The sequence below is a fragment of the Allokutzneria oryzae genome, from assembly GCF_042429765.1.
GTDB lineage: Bacteria > Actinomycetota > Actinomycetes > Mycobacteriales > Pseudonocardiaceae > Allokutzneria > Allokutzneria oryzae.
Genome location: NZ_JBHLZU010000015.1, coordinates 96522 through 111945 on the forward strand (window position 1 = coordinate 96522; position 15424 = coordinate 111945).

A 15424-nucleotide genomic window follows, 5' to 3' on the forward strand; every position below is an offset into this window, starting at 1 on the left:
TGGACGGGGCGTCGCGGTACACGGCGTCGGAAGAAGGTAACAACGATGAGCACGAGGTCAGGTTTGCGTCGGGTCGCCGTCATCGGCGCCGTGCTGGCGACCACCGTGGCGGTCGGCTCGCCCGCCTACGCCGCCGCGGAGATCCAGGACGGCGCGGCCAACGTCGGCGAGGTCAACGTCACCAGTGGTGAGACCACCACCAACAGCGGCGAGCTCGCGCTGTGCGACGTGGACCCGGACACCCCGACCCCCAGCAGCGGCACCGTGCCCGCGAAGACCGTCGGCTCCCTCGCCAAGTTCGGCAAGGGCACGACCGAGTGCAAGAAGGTCGGCGACGACAACGTCGTCAAGATGAACGGCACGAAGTTCGAGCTGACCGCGCTGAAGGCCTACGGCTACACGAAGATCACGCGCGTCGGCACCTACTCCGCCGAGTGCACCTCGACGGCGAACGGGACCAGCGGGAAGTTCTCGCTCGGCGGTGTCTCCGGCCTGGAGATCCCGAACCCCATGCCCGCCAACCACATGATCCCGCTCAAGAACAACAAGGGTGAGCTGCTGGCCCGGGTGTTCTTCAACGAGGTCACCAAGTCCGAGGGCGCCATCCGCCTCAACGTGATGCGCGTCGCCTTCCCGCCCGCGGGCGTCACCCCGCTGCGCGGCAGCATCATCGTCGGCAGCGTGGAGTGCCGTCCCAGCTTCTGAGCTGGTCGGCGCGGAACCCCGGTGGGCCCTAGCGGACCACCGGGGTTCCCGTTGTCCGGACCCCGGCATCGGTGAGCGCGGTCATCGCGGTGTCCACAGTGGACTGCGAGACGCCCGCGGTGAGGCCGAGCAGCACGGTGACCGAGAAGCCCTCGCGCGCCGCGTCCAGAGCCGTCGCCCGGACGCAGTGGTCCGTTGCGATGCCGACCACGTCGATCGAGTCCACGTCGCGCTCACGCAGCCAGTCCGCGAGCGTGCGGCCCGACGCGTCGGAGCCCTCGAACCCGGAGTAGGCAGCCGAGTACGCGCCCTTGGAGAAGACGGCCTCCACCCGCGTGATGTCCAGCTCCGGGTGGAACGAGGCGCCCGCCGTGCCCGCGACGCAGTGCACCGGCCAGGAGTCGACGAAGTCCGGCGTCTCGCTGAAGTGCCCGCCTGGGTCGACGTGGTAGTCCCGCGTCGCCGCGATGTGGTCGTAGTCGTTGGCCGCCATGTGCCGCGAGATCGCCTCCGCGACCGCGGCGCCGCCGTTCACCGCGAGCGAACCGCCCTCGCAGAAGTCGTTCTGCACGTCCACAACGATGAGTGCCCTTGCCATCGCCGAACCTCCTGCCGGTGTGCGTTACGCGAAGACCGTCGGGATGACCGGCTCGCCGCCGGAGAGCGCGAGCCCCTCCCACGGCACGCTGACCAGTGCCTGGCGCAGCCGCTGCCTGCCGTCGTCCAGGGTGGGCAGTCCCGGCACCACCTGTCCAGCGCGCACCAGGGGGATCTGCAGCTCGCGGTCGTGATCGTGACGTTCGGGACCGGGGCCGTCCGCGCGGTAGACGACCTCCTCCAGCGCCGTTCCGGTCGCCTTGTAGCGGCGCAGCGCCGCCTTGCGCCCGCCCCTGGACTCCTTGTGGGAGCTGCGTTTGGCCACCGGGCGGCCGTCCACCTCGACCAGCTTGTAGACCATGCCCGCCGTCGGCGCGCCGGAGCCGGTCACCAGCGAGGTGCCCACGCCGTAGGCGTCCACCGGCTCGGCGCGCAGCGCAGCGATCGCGTACTCGTCGAGGTCGCCGGAGACGACGATCTTGGTCTCGCGGGCGCCGAGCGCGTCGAGCTGCTCGCGCGCCTGCCTGGCGAGCACGCCGAGGTCCCCGGAGTCGATCCGGATCGCGCCGAGCTTCGGCCCGGCGACGCGGATGGCCGTCTCGATCCCCCTGCTGATGTCGTAGGTGTCGACCAGAAGTGTGGTCTGGACCCCAAGGGCGTCGATCTGTGCGCGGAAGGCGTCCTCCTCGCTGTCGTGCAGCAGCGTGAACGCGTGCGCGCAGGTGCCCGCCGTCGGGATGCCGTAGCGCCTGCCCGCCTCCAGGTTCGACGTGGACGTGAAACCGGCGAGGTAGGCGCAGCGGGCCGAGGCCACCGCGGCCTCCTCGTGGGTGCGCCGCGAGCCCATCTCGATCAGCCTGCGCCCGTTGGCCGCCGACGACATCCGCGCCGCGACCGACGCGACGGCGCTGTCGTGGTTGAGGATGGACAGCGCCAGCGTCTCCAGCAGCACGCCCTCGCCGAAGGAGGCGCTCACGGTCATCACCGGTGAGCCGGGGAAGTAGAGCTCGCCCTCGGGGTAGCCGACGATGTCGCCGCTGAACCGGTAGTCCGCCAGCCAGTCCAGGGTGGCGCGGTCGACGACGTCGGACGCCTCCAGCTTGGCCAGCTCCTCCTCGCCGAAGCGGAAACCCGCGAGCGAGTCGAGGAACCGCCCGGTGCCGGCGACGACGCCGTAGCGCCTGCCGGTCGGCAGCCGCCGAGCGAACAGCTCGAACACGCACGGCCGGTCCGCTGTGCCGTCGCGCAGGGCGCTGGCCAGCATCGTCAGCTCGTAGTGGTCGGTGAGGAAGGCGGTGCTCGACGACGTCATGAGCAGCAAGCCTACGACCGAGCTTCACGCGGAAGGGGCGAATGTCATTCAATGCACTGATCGTGCCGTTCGCAGCTGTCATGGGAGCGTGACACCATGGATCCCATGTCCACGCCCGTTGATCAGGAGCGGACACAGGTTGAGCCGACCGAGGACGCGGTCGGTGCCCAGGACAGACCGTGGATGACGGTCGTGTGGAACGACCCGGTCAACCTGATGTCCTACGTAACCTATGTGTTCCAGAAACTCTTCGGCTTCAGCAAGGACCACGCGACGAAGCTGATGCTCGATGTGCACAACGAGGGCCGGGCAGTGGTGTCCTCGGGCGCCAAGGAGAAGGTCGAGGCCGACGTGGCGAAGCTGCACGCCGCGGGCCTCTGGGCGACCATGCAGCGGGACTCGTGAACAGCTGGCGCCGCAAGGGTGATCGTCTCGTCGCGGTACTCGCGCAACAGGAGGCCGCGCTCATCCGCGGCATGGTCGACCAGATCCGGGACATGCTGCTCGCCAGGTCCGACGAGGCCCCGCAGGACGAGCTCGCCGCGCTGACCGGCATCCGCACCGGCCCGTCGACCGCGCCGGAGGACCCGATCATGGCGCGGCTGCTGCCCGACTTCCACCGCGCGGGTCTCAACGACCCCGACGGCGAGCTGGACGCCGAGCACGCGAACTCGGCCGCCGCGCTGCGCTCGCTGCACGAGCCGGCGGTGCTGGAGGCGAAGACGGCCGCGAGCACGGTGGTCATGGAGACCTGCCCGATCGACGGCGGTGAGGCGCGGCTCACCAACGAGGAGGCCGAGGCCTGGATCGCGGCGCTGAACGACGTGCGCATCGCGCTGGGCACCGCGCTCGACCTCACCGACGACATGCCGGACGAGCTCGACCCGAGCGACCCCCGCGCCCCGCACTACGGCGTCTACCAGTGGTTGACCTGGGTGCAGGACAGCCTGGTCAACGCGCTGTTCTTCGACGACGATCACGCCTATGGCTGAGCTGCCCGGTCCGCACAACGCCATCACCGATGTCCCCGGCATCCGCGTCGGGCACCACGAGCGCATCGGTGACGGCTGGGCGACCGGCACCACCGTCGTCCTGGCGCCCAACGGGGCGACCCCGGCGGTCGACACGCGCGGCGGAGCGCCGGGCACGCGCGAGACGTCCGCGCTGGAGCCGTCCGCCCTCGTGCAGCGCGTGCACGGCGTGTGCCTGAGCGGGGGGAGCGCCTACGGCCTCGCGGCGGCCGACGGAGTGATGCGCTGGCTCGGCGAGCACGGCATCGGTCTTCAGGTCGGCGCGCGGCCGGACCAGGTCGTTCCCGTCGTTCCGGGCGCCGTCCTGTTCGACCTCCCGTTGTCGGAGTGGGGCAACCGGCCCGACGCCGAGTTCGGCTACTCGGCCTGTGCGGCCGCCTCGGACGGCGCGGTCGCGATGGGCTGCGTCGGCGCCGGCACGGGCGCGACGGCCGGAGCGCTCAAGGGCGGCATCGGCACCGCGAGCGCCGTGGTCACCGGCGGGTGCACCGTGGGCGTGCTGCTGGCGATGAACGCCTGCGGCGAGGCGGTCGACCTCGCGACCGGCCTGCCTTGGGGCGCGTCCTCCGAGCTCGCGGGTGAGTTCGGGATCACCGCGCCGGACACCGCGGAGGTCGACGCGGCCCGCGAACGCCTCAGACCGGACCCGGAGAAGCTCAACACCACGATCGGCGTCGTCGCCACGGACGCGCGGCTGGACAAGGCGGAGTGCCAGCGGCTGGCCATCGCCGCGCACGACGGCCTCGCCCGCGCGGTCCGGCCCGCGCACACCATGTACGACGGCGACACCTTCTTCGTCATGGCGACGGGGGAGCGGGAGCTGCCGACGGGTGACCCGCACCAGTACCGCACCGCCGAGACCAGGCCCCGTGAGCTCGACCGGCTCTGCGCGGCGATCTCCGACGCGGTCACCCGCGCGGTCGTGCACGCGATGCTCACCGCCCGGCCCCTGTCCGGCCGGCCCGCCTACCGCGAGCTGTACCCGTCCGCGCTTCGGGGCGCCCCGAAATAAGAAAGTCACCCGCGTATCAAATCTGGCTCAGGTCTTCGCTATTTGCAGATCAGGCCAATTGACGTCCCCTTCCCGTCGTCGATAGGTTCGCCGGTATTGGGGGTGTTGCGTGAGGTTCGTGGAACGCGCGAAGCCGAGAGTGAAACCGGAGCACGCGCCGCACAGAATCGCCGTTGACCGAATACGCATCGGCGGCTCCGTCCACGGAATCGCCACCGAGGTCGCCGACCCGACCGGCGCGGTCTGGACCCTGCTGGAGAGCCTCGACGGCACCCGGTCGGCGGGGGAGATCGTCGACCACGTCGCGGCGCGGCACCCGGACACCAGGCGCGAGGACATCCGCGGCGTGCTCGGCCAGCTCATCGGCATGGGCTACATCGAGGACACCAGGGCCACCGAGCCGGACGACCTGACGGCGCGGGAGAAACAGCGCTACGCCCGCAGCGCCCAGTTCTACCGCTGGGTGGACCTCACGCCCCGGCCCAGCCGCTGGGAGACCCAGCTCAAGCTCCGTGACGCCAGTGTCGCGATCGTCGGCCTCGGCGGGACCGGTGGGGCCGTGGCGCTGTCCCTCGCCGCGAGCGGCGTCGGGCACCTGCACTGCGTCGACGGCGCCGAGGTCGAGCTGTCCGACCTCAGCCACCAGATCATCTACACCGAGAACGACATCGGCCGTCCCAAGGCCGAAGCCGCCGCCGCCCGGCTGCGCGAGCTCAACTCCGACATCAGCGTCACCGTGCGGCGCGAGCACGTCTCCGGCACCGCCGACCTCCTCGCGCTGGTGCGGCGCCACGACGTCCTGTTGCTGGCCGCGAGAGCTCCCGGTGAGATCCGCGAATGGGCCAACCGCGCGTGCCTGGAAACCGGAACGCCCTGGGTGGACAGCGGCTATCACGGCCCCCGGGCGGCGGTCGCCGTTTATGTGCCGGGTCTCGGCGCCTGCTACGAATGCCTGCGGATGGCGGAGTCCGGCAGGATTCCGGAAGTCGCCAGTAATGCCGCCAGCGCCCCGTCCGCCGGTATAGCGGGATTCCTCGCCGCTTATGCGGTCATTTCACTCATAACCGGAATAACGCCGGTCCGGCCGGGTCAGGTCAACGGCGTGAACCTCGTCGCACCCGAGGACCACTACCTCGTGGAGGGGCCCATGCGGATCGACTGCCCGGCCTGTGGGGTGAAGCCACTCCCCTGACCGGTTCGCAGCGCCGCCCGCTCCCGCCATACTGGCCCGATGAACGACGCGAGCTGGCGCGTCCTGGTCTGGGACGACGACGTCAACACCACCCACGTCGTGCAGTACGTGCTGTATCGCGTGTGCGGCATGACCCTCATCGACGCCGCCCGCACGATGATCACGATCCACCAGCAGGGCTACGCCGAGGTGGCCCGTTTCCCCGAACGCGCCGATGCCGAGCGGCTGGTGTCCGGCCTGATGGTGTGCGGCCTGCGCGGCGGCCTGGCCAGAGCCGAGGTGGCCCCCGTTGGCTGACCGGGTGAACGACCCCGCGAGCAGAACGTCCGGTGGTTCGTCGGTGGGCTTCGAGGACGTTCCGGCCCACACCGCCCGCGAAGGCGACCACATCCTGCTGCGGCTCACCCCGACCGCGGCGGCCACGGTGCGGATGGTCTTACGCCAGCTGCTGGACGTGCTGGAGTCGGGCAAGGCGCCCGAGGCCGGGCGCGGGCCGTTCGGCAGGCGCGTCCAGCTCACCCAGAACATCCTGCTGCGCCGGATGTTCCCCGCGATCAGCGCGGACCCGGCGATCTCCGCGGACTTCCGGGCCCGGCAGGAGCCGGGCGTGCGCGCGGAGGTCCTGGTCGCCACCCGCAGGGTGCTCGGCGGCTGGACCGGCGTCGCGGAGGTGCGGCTGGACGCCGCCGAGTTCGACGACTGGATGGTCGTGCTCGGCGCGGCCCGGTTCCTCTTCTCCCCGCGCAAGGGCACCCGGCTCATGCACCGCACGGTCGGCGGCCACGACGCCGCGGCCACCCTGGTGATGCTCCAGGACCTGATGGAGGTCCTGGTGCACGCCGCCTGCCCCGACCTGGCCGACCAGTTGGAGGCCGCCGTGGCGTGGGGGTACGGCGAACCGGCGACCGCCCCTCGGGACTGACGCCGCGGGGACGTCGCTGACCAGCGGCCCGCTCGCTCACATGCTGGGACGCCCCTTCCGGTGCCCCGTAGGATGGCGGCGTGCTGGTGATCCGACGTGACCTCGTGGACGCGATGGTCGCGCACGCCCGCAGGGACCACCCCGACGAGGCGTGCGGCGTCCTCGCCGGCCCCGCGGGCTCCGACCGGCCGGAGCGGTTCGTCCCGATGACCAACGCGGCGCGCTCACCCACCTTCTACCAGTTCGACTCGATGGAGCAGCTGCGCCTGCACCGCGAGCTGGAGGCCAACGACGAGGTGCCGGTGGTCATCTACCACTCGCACACCGCGACCGAGGCCTACCCGTCGCGCACCGACGTGAACATCGCCGCCGAGCCCGACGCGCACTACGTGCTCGTCTCCACCCGCGATCCCGAGGTGCACGAGCTGCGCTCGTACCGGATCGTCGACGGCGTGGTGACCGAGGAGCCCGTGGAGATCGTCGAGTCCGAGCCCGTCGACCCGGCCATCGAGCGCTTCATGCTCTCCAACACGGGTCCCGACGACGTTCCCGACTGCCGCTGACTTCCGCGTCCCCCGGGAATGTCCGGGCTCGCGCGCGGGTTCGCCGAGTTGAAGTCCGTTCGCTGACTGGAGGAATCCCATGGCCGTCACCGTTTCCGTCCCCACCATCCTGCGCACGCACACCGGTGGCGAGAAGACGGTCGAGGCGTCCGGCGTCACCCTCGCCGAGATCATCGACGACCTGGAGAGCCGCCACGGCGGCCTGAAGACCCGTCTGGTCAAGGACGGCTCGTTGCACCGCTTCATCAACGTCTACGTCAACGACGAGGACGTGCGCTTCGCCGGTGGGCTGGAGGCCGCGGTCAAGGACGGCGACAACGTCACCATCCTGCCCGCCGTCGCCGGCGGCTCCCGCTAAGCGGATGGCCAGGTACGACTCGCTGCTCGACGCGCTCGGCGACACCCCGCTGATCGGTCTGCCGCGGTTGTCGCAGGCAGAGAACGTGCGCCTGTGGGCGAAGCTGGAGGACCGCAACCCGACCGGCTCGATCAAGGACCGGCCCGCGCTGGCCATGATCGAGGCGGCGGAGCGGGACGGCAGGCTGCGCCCCGGGTGCACGATCCTGGAGCCCACCTCGGGCAACACCGGCATCGCGCTGGCCATGGCGGCCAAGCTCAAGGGCTACGCGCTGGTCTGCGTGATGCCGGAGAACACCTCGGTGGAGCGGCGCCAGCTGCTGCTGGCCTACGGCGCCCGGATCATCACCTCGCCCGCGGCGGGCGGCTCGAACCAGGCGGTGGCCACCGCGAAGAAGATCTCCGCGGAGAACCCGGACTGGGTCATGCTCTACCAGTACGGCAACCCCGCGAACGCGGAGGCGCACTACCGGGGTACGGGACCGGAGCTGCTGCGCGACCTGCCGACGCTGACCCACTTCGTCGGCGGCCTCGGCACCACCGGCACGCTGGTCGGCGTCGGCCGCTACCTCCGTCAGCACAAGAAGGACGTCCAGATCGTCGCGGCCGAACCCCGCTACGGCGAGCTGGTCTACGGCCTGCGCAACCTGGACGAGGGCTTCGTCCCGGAGCTCTACGACCCGGAGGTCCTCACCGGGCGGTTCTCGGTCGGCTCACTCGACGCACTCCGCCGCACCCGGCAGCTGCTTGAGCTCGAAGGCATCTTCGCGGGCATCTCCACGGGAGCGGTGCTGCACGCGGCCCTCGCGGTCGCGGAGAAGGCGGCCGGAGCCGGGGAGAGCGCGGACATCGCCTTCATCGTGGCGGACGCGGGCTGGAAGTACCTCTCCACCGGCGCCTACTCCGGCACCCTCGAAGAGGCCGCGGCCCGCATCGACGGCCACCTCTGGGCCTGACGGTCAGCCGGTGAAGATGGGGGTGGGAGTCCCCTGCGCGATGTCGGGGAAGACGAAGAGCGAGCCAGCGAGCGGTTGGGTGGCCAGCGTCTCCTCGGGGAGGTCGGTGCGGGCCGACGTCACGTAGAGGTCCGTGAAACCGTTGCCACCAAAGCAACACGCCGTGGGGCGGGACACCGGCAGCTGCAGCTCCCGGTCCAGTCGGCCGTCCGGGGTGTAGCGGCGGACCGCCGCGCCGTCCCACAGCGCGACCCACACGCAGCCGTCCACGTCCACGCAGATCCCGTCGGGACTGCCCTCGCCGGTGACCTCGCAGAGGGGGCGGCGGTTGGCCACGTCGCCCGACTCGCGGTCGTAGTCGAAGACGTCGACGCGGCGCGTCGGGGTGTCGACGTAGTACATCAGCGAGCTGTCCGGGCTCCAGGCGATGCCGTTGCTCACCGTCACGTCGTCGAGCACGACCTTGGCCGCGCCGTCGGGCTCCACCCGCGCGAGCCAGCCGCCGCCGGGAGCGGTGTCGTAGCGCATGGTGCCCGCCCACAGCCGCCCCGCCGGGTCGATCGCGGCGTCGTTGCCGCGCACTCCGTCGCGGGCCCAGTAGACCAGCCATCGTTTGCTGTCGTCCCTGTCCCACAACGCGATCCCGTCGCGGAGGTTGAGCACCAGCCCGCCGCGCGTGCGGGGCTTGGCCGCGCCGACGTGTTGCGGCAGCACCGACGAGTCGTCCGAACCGCGGTCCGGGTGGTAGCGGTGGACCTCGCTGCGCAGCACGTCCACCCAGAGCAGCGTGCCCGTGGTGATGTCCCAGGTCGGCCCTTCGCCCAGCTCGGCCTCGGCTTTCAGCGCCACCTCACTGATCACCAGATGACCCTAGTCCCTGAGACGTGAATCCGGGTCACCCCTGATGTGCCGATCCTGCTACAGACCTAGCGTTTGCCCCATGTTCGCGTCAGCCACAGCTCAGCAGTCCAGCCCGCAGGGCACCATGATGTCCGAGCGGTCCGCGGGCCGGATCATGCTCGGGGTTGCCGCGGTCCTGTTCGCCGTGACGGTGCTCCAGTCGCTGCTCGCGCCGCTGGTCTACTTCCCCGGCATCTCCCAGGGCAGCGTCCTCGGCTTCTTCGCGGTGCTGTGGGCGCCGCTGGTCAACAACGGCCTCGGCTCGCTGCTGGTGGCGCTCGTGTGGACCGTGCCCATCGGCTACCTCGCGCTGCGGCACCTCGGCGCACGGCACGTCGCCGTGATCGCCGCCGTGAGCTGGGTGGTCGGCGGCCTGGCGCTGTGGATGAACGCGCCGCACTCCAGCTACTCCGGTTCGTACATCGTGGTCGCGGGTCTGCTCGGCGTGCTCATCGCCCGGCGCTGCTTCGGCGCCGACAAGGACGGTGACACCACGGCAACGTGGCTGTTCCTGCTCTTCGCCGTGACCCTGTTCTTCCGGACCAGCGCCTCGCTGTCCGGCTTCGCCGCGCACCTCATCGCCGCTGGTGCCGCGGTCGGCGCGTCGTGGCTGATCACCGGCGGGGGAATCAGGGTTCGACCCTGATGCCACCCCTGCCTGGCTGACGTAGCCTCGGCAGGGTGCAGCCCACTCCCGGAACGACTCCGACGCCCCGTCCAGGCGCGCGTGTGTTGCCCGCTCAACCGAAGCAGGCGGCCATCGTCATCGCGGGGTTCGTCGCTGCCCTCTACCTCATCGAGCTGATCGACGTGATCACCGGCGGCGCGCTCGACGCCGGTGGCATCACCCCGCGCGAGCTCTCCGGGCTCACCGGCATCCTGTGGGCGCCCGCGCTGCACTTCGGCTGGGAGCACCTCGCCGCCAACACGATTCCCGTGCTGGTGCTGGGATTCCTCACGATGGCGGGCGGGATCGGCCAGTTCGTCGCGGTCACCGCGACCATCTGGGTGGTCGGCGGCGTCGGCGTCTGGCTGGTCGCCCCCGAGGGCACCATCCACGCCGGGGCGTCGATCCTGATCTTCGGGTGGCTGACCTTCCTGCTGCTGCGCGGGTTCCTCACCCGGCGCTTCCTGCAGATCGCGCTCGCGGTCGTGCTGTTCTTCCTCTACGGCAGCGCCCTGTGGGGGATCCTGCCGGGCCAGCCGGGGATCTCCTGGCAGGGCCACCTCTTCGGCGCCGTCGGCGGCGTGCTCGCCGCGTGGCTGGTCGCCAAGTCGGGCAGGCAACCCAGGGCCACCCCGGAGCTGCCCGGTAGCCTCGGGATGTGACCAGCGCGCCGATCGGGATCTTCGACTCCGGGGTCGGCGGGCTGACCGTCGCCCGCGCCATCCTCGACCAGCTCCCCGCCGAGCGGCTGCGCTACGTCGGCGACACCGCGCACTCCCCGTACGGACCGCTGCCCATCGCGAAGGTCAGGGAGCACGCGCTCGGCGTCGCCGACCGGCTCGTGGCCAGCGGGGTCAAGGCCCTTGTCATAGCGTGCAATTCCGCGTCCGCGGCGTGCCTGCGCGACGCGCGCGAGCGCTACGAGGTCCCGGTCGTCGAGGTCGTGCTCCCCGCGGTGCGCCGCGCCGTCGCGGCCACGCGCAGCGGTCGCATCGGCGTGATCGGCACCCGCGCCACCGTGACCTCGCGCGCCTACGAGGACGCCTTCGCCGCGGCCCCCGACGTGCGGATCACCAGCGTCGCCTGCCCGCGCTTCGCGGACTTCGTCGAGCGCGGGGTGACCTCCGGCAGGCAGATCCTCGGGCTGGCACAGAGCTACCTGGAACCGTTGCAGCGCGCCGAAGTCGACACCGTCGTGCTCGGGTGCACGCACTACCCGATGCTCACCGGTGTGCTCCAGCTCGTGATGGGCGACTCGGTCACGCTGGTCTCCAGCGCCGAGGAGACGGCCAAGGACGTCGTGCGCGTGCTGACCACCCACGACCTGCTGGCCGAGCCGGGCGAGCAGCCTCCGCACCACGAGTTCATCGCGACCGGCCCGCCGCAACCCTTCACCAAGCTGGCGCACCGCTTCCTCGGGCCGGTGCTCGGCACCGTGACCGGCTCGGGTGACGGACTGCTACCGGTGTCCGGAGCCGGTTGACCGGAACGACGGCTGGGCGAGCGCGCTCAGCCGTGCCACCCTCGACGGGTGCTGCTGACCATCCTCGGCTGCTCCGGCAGCCTTCCCGGCCCCAACGCCCCCGCCTCGGGCTACCTCGTTGAGGCGGACGGGTTCCGGTTGCTCATCGACCTGGGCAACGGAGCGCTCGGCGCCCTCCAGTCGCGGTGCGACCCGTTCTCGGTGGACGCGGTCATGCTTTCACATTTGCACCCGGACCACTGCGCGGACTTCTCGGCGCTGACGGTGCTTCGCCGCTACCACCCCGCGCCGCCGTACGACCCCAGGGAGGAGCGGCTGCCCGTGTTCGCTCCGGAGGAGGCGCCGACCCGCCTGGCGGCCGCGTACGCGCCGAGCGAGCGGGAACGCGCGGAGACCGACCTGTCCGACGTCTTCGAGTTCCACGCCCTCGCGGAGGAGACCGTCCACATTGGACCGTTCGAGGTGACCGCCGCGCGCGTCGCGCACCCGTGCACCGCGTTCGGTTTCCGCGTCTCCCACGACGGCCAGAACCTCGTCTACACCGGGGACAGCGGGCCGTGCGAAGCGTTGGCGCGCTTGGCAGAAGGCGCCAACCTGCTGCTGTCCGAGGCGTCATGGCCGCACAGCCCCGCCAACCCCGTCGACGTGCACATGTCCGGCAGGGACGCCGGTGAGCTGGCCAGGACCGCGGGAGTCCGCCAGCTGCTGCTCACCCACGTGCCGCCGTGGACCGACCGGAGAGCGATGCTCAGCGAGGCCCGCGCGGTGTTCGCCGGGCCGATCCAGCTCGCCGAGCAGGGCGTGACCTATCCGATCGGTCCACAGCACGGCTCAGGAGTTGTTCGTCGGCACGCGGCCCTCCCACACCGCCGATGAGCCGGTGTGCCCGGTGCGCACCACCTGCACGGCGGTGCCGACCGCGAGCGCGACGGTGAGAACGGCCGCCCCGACGCCAACCAGTCGCCAGACGCGGGCACGGGAGTCGGTGGGATCCGGCTCCCGGTCCGTCGCCCGGCCCGCAAGGACCAGCACGAGCACGGCGACGCCGAAGGCGATCGCGAGCGGCAGCAGCACCGAAGCCAGCCCGGAGTGCTCCTGCACGAGCGGGTTCGCTCCACCCGTGGCCATGTTCAGCTGGTCGCCGCTGAACATCGCGACGGGCACCGCGGCGACGCCGAGCACGGTCAGCGCGAGCACCGGCCAGCCGAAGCGGCGGCGCCATGCCGGGCGCAGCGCGATCATGGTCGCGGTCACAGCGGCGAGGGGGAGCAGCACCACGACGGCGTGCACGACGAGCGGGTGCAGTGGAAGGCCGTCGACGGTGGTCAGATCCTGTGCGAGCACCATGCCCGTATTCAACGTGCCCGGGCTCGCGGTGGTTCAACGACAAGCCGGATCGGCGGTCACTCTAAGCTGTCCGGGTGGCACGTACCGACGGCAGAAGCGATGAGGCCCTCCGGGCGATCCGGATCACCCGAGGTTTCCAGGAGTGGCCAGCGGGCTCGGTCCTGGTGGAGTTCGGCAAGACCAAGGTGCTCTGCGCGGCCAGCGTCCAGGACGGCGTTCCCCGCTGGCGCGCGGGGTCCGGCAAGGGCTGGGTGACCGCCGAGTACGCGATGCTTCCCTCGGCGACGCACACCCGCGGCGACCGCGAGTCGATCAAGGGACGCGTCGGCGGGCGCACGCACGAGATCAGCAGGCTGATCGGCCGCTCGTTGCGCGCCTGCATCGACCTGTCGGCGCTCGGTGAGAACACCATCAACATCGACTGCGACGTGATCCAGGCCGACGGCGGCACCAGGACCGCGGCGATCACCGGCGCCTACGTCGCGCTCGCCGACGCGATCACCTGGCTGGGCGCGGCGGGCAAGCTCGCCGACCCCAAGCCGCTGTCCTGCTCGATCGCGGCGGTCAGCGTGGGCGTGGTGGACGGGCGCGTGCGCCTGGACCTGCCCTACGAGGAGGACTCGCGGGCCGAGGTCGACATGAACGTCGTGGCGACCGACGCGGGCACCCTGGTCGAGGTGCAGGGCACCGGCGAGGGCGCCACCTTCGCGCGCTCCACTCTGGACCGCATGCTCGACGTGGCGCTCGCGGGCTGCGCGCAGCTCTCCCGGCTGCAGGCCGAGGTGCTGGCCGAGCCGTACCCCGGCGAGCTGCCCTCCGGGGCGAAGGCGTGACCCGGGTCCTGCTCGCCTCGCGCAACGCGAAGAAGCTCGGCGAGCTCCGCCGCATCCTTGAGGCCGAGAACGTGCGCGGCGTCGAGATCATCGGGCTCGACGAGGTCCCGCCGTTCGAAGAGGCGCCGGAGACCGGCGCGACCTTCGAGGAGAACGCGCTGGCCAAGGCCAGGGACGCGGTGGCGGCGACCGGTCTGCCCACCATCGCCGACGACTCCGGCATCGCCGTCGACGCCCTCAACGGCATGCCCGGCGTGCTCTCCGCGCGGTGGGCGGGCGGCCACGGCGACGACGCCGCCAACACCGCCCTGGTGCTGGCGCAGCTCTCCGACACCCCCGACGAGCGGCGCGGCGGCGGCTTCGTGTGCGCGGCGGCGCTGGTGCTGCCGACCGGCGAGGAGCACGTCGTGCGCGGCGAGTGGCGCGGCGTCCTGGCGCGCAAGCCCAGTGGCACCAACGGTTTCGGCTACGACCCGATCTTCGTCCCCGCGGGCGGGGACCGGACCTCCGCCGAGATGGACCCCGCGGAGAAGGACGCGGCGTCGCACCGGGGCCTCGCGATGCGGGCCCTGCTGCCGCACCTGCGCGAGCTAGCCGGGCAGTAGCGGCCGCAGGACCCGGGTGGCTTCGGTGACCATCCGGGACCCGGAGGCCCACTGCGCGCCGCCCGGAGTCCGGGACAGCACCGCGACGACGTAGCGGTCGTTGTCGCCGATCACGCCGCTGGTGTGCAGCTCCATGGCACCGCCACCGGCGGACCAGCCCTGCTTGATCGCCCGGGGCAGGCCGTCGAAGGCCTGGGGGATGCCGAAGTCCTGGCGGAACCCGTCCGCCGCGACATCGGGGGCGGACCGCAGCGCCTCCATGATCGCGTTCCTGGCGTCGTCGGGCATCGTGCCGAGGATGTAGTTGTAGATCTTCACGACGTCGCGCGGGGAGATCAGCGTGTCGCCCCAGCGGCCCTCGCGCGCGGGCGGCTGCGATGCCAGCCCGAGCCTGGCCGTCACCCTGCGCACGATCTGGGTGCCGCCGTTGGCCGTCCACAGCTCGCTGGCGACCCTGTCGTCGCTGAGCGAGAGCATCCGCGCGAGCCTGGCGCTGTCGGGCGTCTGGGTGCCCCGGTCGAGCGCGTCGATCGCGATCATCAGCTTGACCAGTGACGCGGACCGGAACCCTCGGTCGGCGTCCTCCTCGAACACCGGCGCGCCGATCTCCCGGTCGAACACGATCACCGACACGGTCGATGAGCCGGCCGCCTCGCGCAGCGACTTCTGCATCGCGAGGTAGCCGGGCCCGTGGTTGGCTCGCGAGGAGACGCGGGGCTCTGGTTTCGGGTCTGGCCGAGGTGTCCGCTCGGCCTGGCTCTCCGCCCCCGGCGGGGCGGGCAGGACCTCGACGAAGGCGTCGTCGGTCCTACTGGCCCCGCTCGCCGCGCTGAGCAGGGCCGCACATGTCAGCAACACGGCGGTGACCGCCGCGCTGACCAGGACAACCATGGGTCTCACGACCGGTGGTACGCGGGCCGTTCACCCGAAAGTTGTGGGAGA

General features: G+C 71.5%; 21 protein-coding genes. 16 read left to right on the plus strand and 5 right to left on the minus strand.

Annotated elements, in window-relative coordinates; genetic code table 11:
• Positions 1-45: 45 nt before the first annotated feature.
• Entirely contained in the window at positions 46-705 is a 660-nt protein-coding gene (locus ACFFQA_RS18000; RefSeq protein WP_377853217.1) for a hypothetical protein, read from the plus strand.
• A gap of 28 nt (positions 706-733) precedes the next feature.
• On the opposite strand, the gene ACFFQA_RS18005 is transcribed toward ACFFQA_RS18000, so the two are convergent.
• Both ACFFQA_RS18005 and ACFFQA_RS18010 read right to left on the minus strand, forming a co-directional pair.
• Complete coding sequence (locus ACFFQA_RS18005; protein WP_377853219.1) at positions 734-1303, minus strand: nicotinamidase; 570 nt, start codon at positions 1301-1303, stop codon at positions 734-736.
• Positions 1304-1327: 24 nt separating this feature from the next.
• On the minus strand, positions 1328-2614 hold the full coding sequence (locus ACFFQA_RS18010) for a nicotinate phosphoribosyltransferase (protein ID WP_377853221.1): 1287 nt from the start codon (positions 2612-2614) through the stop codon (positions 1328-1330).
• Positions 2615-2719: 105 nt separating this feature from the next.
• Here ACFFQA_RS18010 and clpS point away from each other — a divergent pair, with 105 nt between their 5' ends.
• The 9 genes from clpS (at position 2720) to ACFFQA_RS18055 (ending at position 8647) form a co-directional block, all read left to right on the plus strand.
• Complete coding sequence (gene clpS, locus ACFFQA_RS18015; RefSeq protein WP_377853223.1) at positions 2720-3019, plus strand: ATP-dependent Clp protease adapter ClpS; 300 nt, start codon at positions 2720-2722, stop codon at positions 3017-3019.
• Positions 3016-3606 (plus strand): DUF2017 domain-containing protein, encoded by a 591-nt coding sequence (locus ACFFQA_RS18020; protein ID WP_377853225.1) that lies wholly within the window; start codon positions 3016-3018, stop codon positions 3604-3606. Before clpS ends, ACFFQA_RS18020 begins: the two co-directional genes overlap by 4 nt.
• A complete protein-coding gene (locus ACFFQA_RS18025; RefSeq protein ID WP_377853226.1) occupies positions 3599-4657 on the plus strand; it encodes a P1 family peptidase in 1059 nt (352 codons plus the stop codon). The genes ACFFQA_RS18020 and ACFFQA_RS18025 overlap by 8 nt, the downstream gene beginning before the upstream one ends.
• Positions 4658-4766: 109 nt before the next feature.
• Positions 4767-5849: a ThiF family adenylyltransferase gene (locus tag ACFFQA_RS18030; RefSeq protein WP_377853228.1), complete on the plus strand. Its 1083-nt coding sequence runs from the start codon at positions 4767-4769 to the stop codon at positions 5847-5849.
• 39 nt (positions 5850-5888) lie between these two features.
• The gene (locus ACFFQA_RS18035) at positions 5889-6146 is read left to right on the plus strand and encodes an ATP-dependent Clp protease adaptor ClpS (protein WP_377853230.1); all 258 of its coding nucleotides are present in this window, start codon (positions 5889-5891) and stop codon (positions 6144-6146) included.
• On the plus strand, positions 6139-6771 hold the full coding sequence (locus tag ACFFQA_RS18040) for a DUF2017 family protein (RefSeq protein ID WP_377853232.1): 633 nt from the start codon (positions 6139-6141) through the stop codon (positions 6769-6771). The genes ACFFQA_RS18035 and ACFFQA_RS18040 overlap by 8 nt, the downstream gene beginning before the upstream one ends.
• Positions 6772-6851: 80 nt before the next feature.
• Positions 6852-7334, plus strand: coding sequence for a M67 family metallopeptidase (locus ACFFQA_RS18045; RefSeq protein WP_377853234.1), 483 nt, complete (start codon positions 6852-6854; stop codon positions 7332-7334).
• A 79-nt stretch (positions 7335-7413) separates the two neighbouring features.
• Positions 7414-7692, plus strand: coding sequence for a MoaD/ThiS family protein (locus tag ACFFQA_RS18050; RefSeq protein WP_377853236.1), 279 nt, complete (start codon positions 7414-7416; stop codon positions 7690-7692).
• A 4-nt stretch (positions 7693-7696) separates the two neighbouring features.
• On the plus strand, positions 7697-8647 hold the full coding sequence (locus ACFFQA_RS18055) for a PLP-dependent cysteine synthase family protein (protein ID WP_377853238.1): 951 nt from the start codon (positions 7697-7699) through the stop codon (positions 8645-8647).
• Positions 8648-8650: 3 nt separating this feature from the next.
• Here ACFFQA_RS18055 and ACFFQA_RS18060 read toward each other — a convergent pair whose 3' ends face one another.
• Positions 8651-9508 (minus strand): SMP-30/gluconolactonase/LRE family protein, encoded by an 858-nt coding sequence (locus ACFFQA_RS18060; protein ID WP_377853240.1) that lies wholly within the window; start codon positions 9506-9508, stop codon positions 8651-8653.
• A gap of 79 nt (positions 9509-9587) precedes the next feature.
• On the opposite strand from ACFFQA_RS18060, the gene ACFFQA_RS18065 reads away from it, so the two are divergent.
• The 4 genes from ACFFQA_RS18065 to ACFFQA_RS18080 all read left to right on the plus strand — a co-directional run bounded on the left by ACFFQA_RS18065 (position 9588) and on the right by ACFFQA_RS18080 (position 12573).
• The gene (locus tag ACFFQA_RS18065) at positions 9588-10193 is read left to right on the plus strand and encodes a hypothetical protein (protein WP_377853242.1); all 606 of its coding nucleotides are present in this window, start codon (positions 9588-9590) and stop codon (positions 10191-10193) included.
• Positions 10194-10276: 83 nt separating this feature from the next.
• Positions 10277-10876 carry a rhomboid family intramembrane serine protease gene (locus ACFFQA_RS18070; protein WP_377853244.1) on the plus strand — a complete coding sequence of 200 codons (600 nt, stop codon included), beginning with the start codon at positions 10277-10279 and terminating at the stop codon, positions 10874-10876.
• The gene (gene murI / locus ACFFQA_RS18075; protein ID WP_377853246.1) at positions 10873-11697 is read left to right on the plus strand and encodes a glutamate racemase; all 825 of its coding nucleotides are present in this window, start codon (positions 10873-10875) and stop codon (positions 11695-11697) included. Before ACFFQA_RS18070 ends, murI begins: the two co-directional genes overlap by 4 nt.
• Before the next feature lie 48 nt (positions 11698-11745).
• Positions 11746-12573 carry an MBL fold metallo-hydrolase gene (locus ACFFQA_RS18080; RefSeq protein WP_377853248.1) on the plus strand — a complete coding sequence of 276 codons (828 nt, stop codon included), beginning with the start codon at positions 11746-11748 and terminating at the stop codon, positions 12571-12573.
• Here ACFFQA_RS18080 and ACFFQA_RS18085 read toward each other — a convergent pair.
• The gene (locus ACFFQA_RS18085) at positions 12529-13044 is read right to left on the minus strand and encodes a DUF2231 domain-containing protein (protein ID WP_377853250.1); all 516 of its coding nucleotides are present in this window, start codon (positions 13042-13044) and stop codon (positions 12529-12531) included. The two genes, ACFFQA_RS18080 and ACFFQA_RS18085, sit on opposite strands and share 45 nt — an antisense overlap.
• Positions 13045-13118: 74 nt before the next feature.
• Here ACFFQA_RS18085 and rph point away from each other — a divergent pair, with 74 nt between their 5' ends.
• Positions 13119-13877: a ribonuclease PH gene (gene rph, locus ACFFQA_RS18090; RefSeq protein WP_377853252.1), complete on the plus strand. Its 759-nt coding sequence runs from the start codon at positions 13119-13121 to the stop codon at positions 13875-13877.
• On the plus strand, positions 13874-14482 hold the full coding sequence (gene rdgB, locus ACFFQA_RS18095) for an RdgB/HAM1 family non-canonical purine NTP pyrophosphatase (RefSeq protein WP_377853254.1): 609 nt from the start codon (positions 13874-13876) through the stop codon (positions 14480-14482). The genes rph and rdgB overlap by 4 nt, the downstream gene beginning before the upstream one ends.
• Here the strand turns inward: rdgB and ACFFQA_RS18100 are convergent.
• On the minus strand, positions 14468-15373 hold the full coding sequence (locus ACFFQA_RS18100; RefSeq protein ID WP_377853256.1) for a hypothetical protein: 906 nt from the start codon (positions 15371-15373) through the stop codon (positions 14468-14470). The genes rdgB and ACFFQA_RS18100 overlap by 15 nt on opposite strands.
• Positions 15374-15424: the final 51 nt, after the last annotated feature.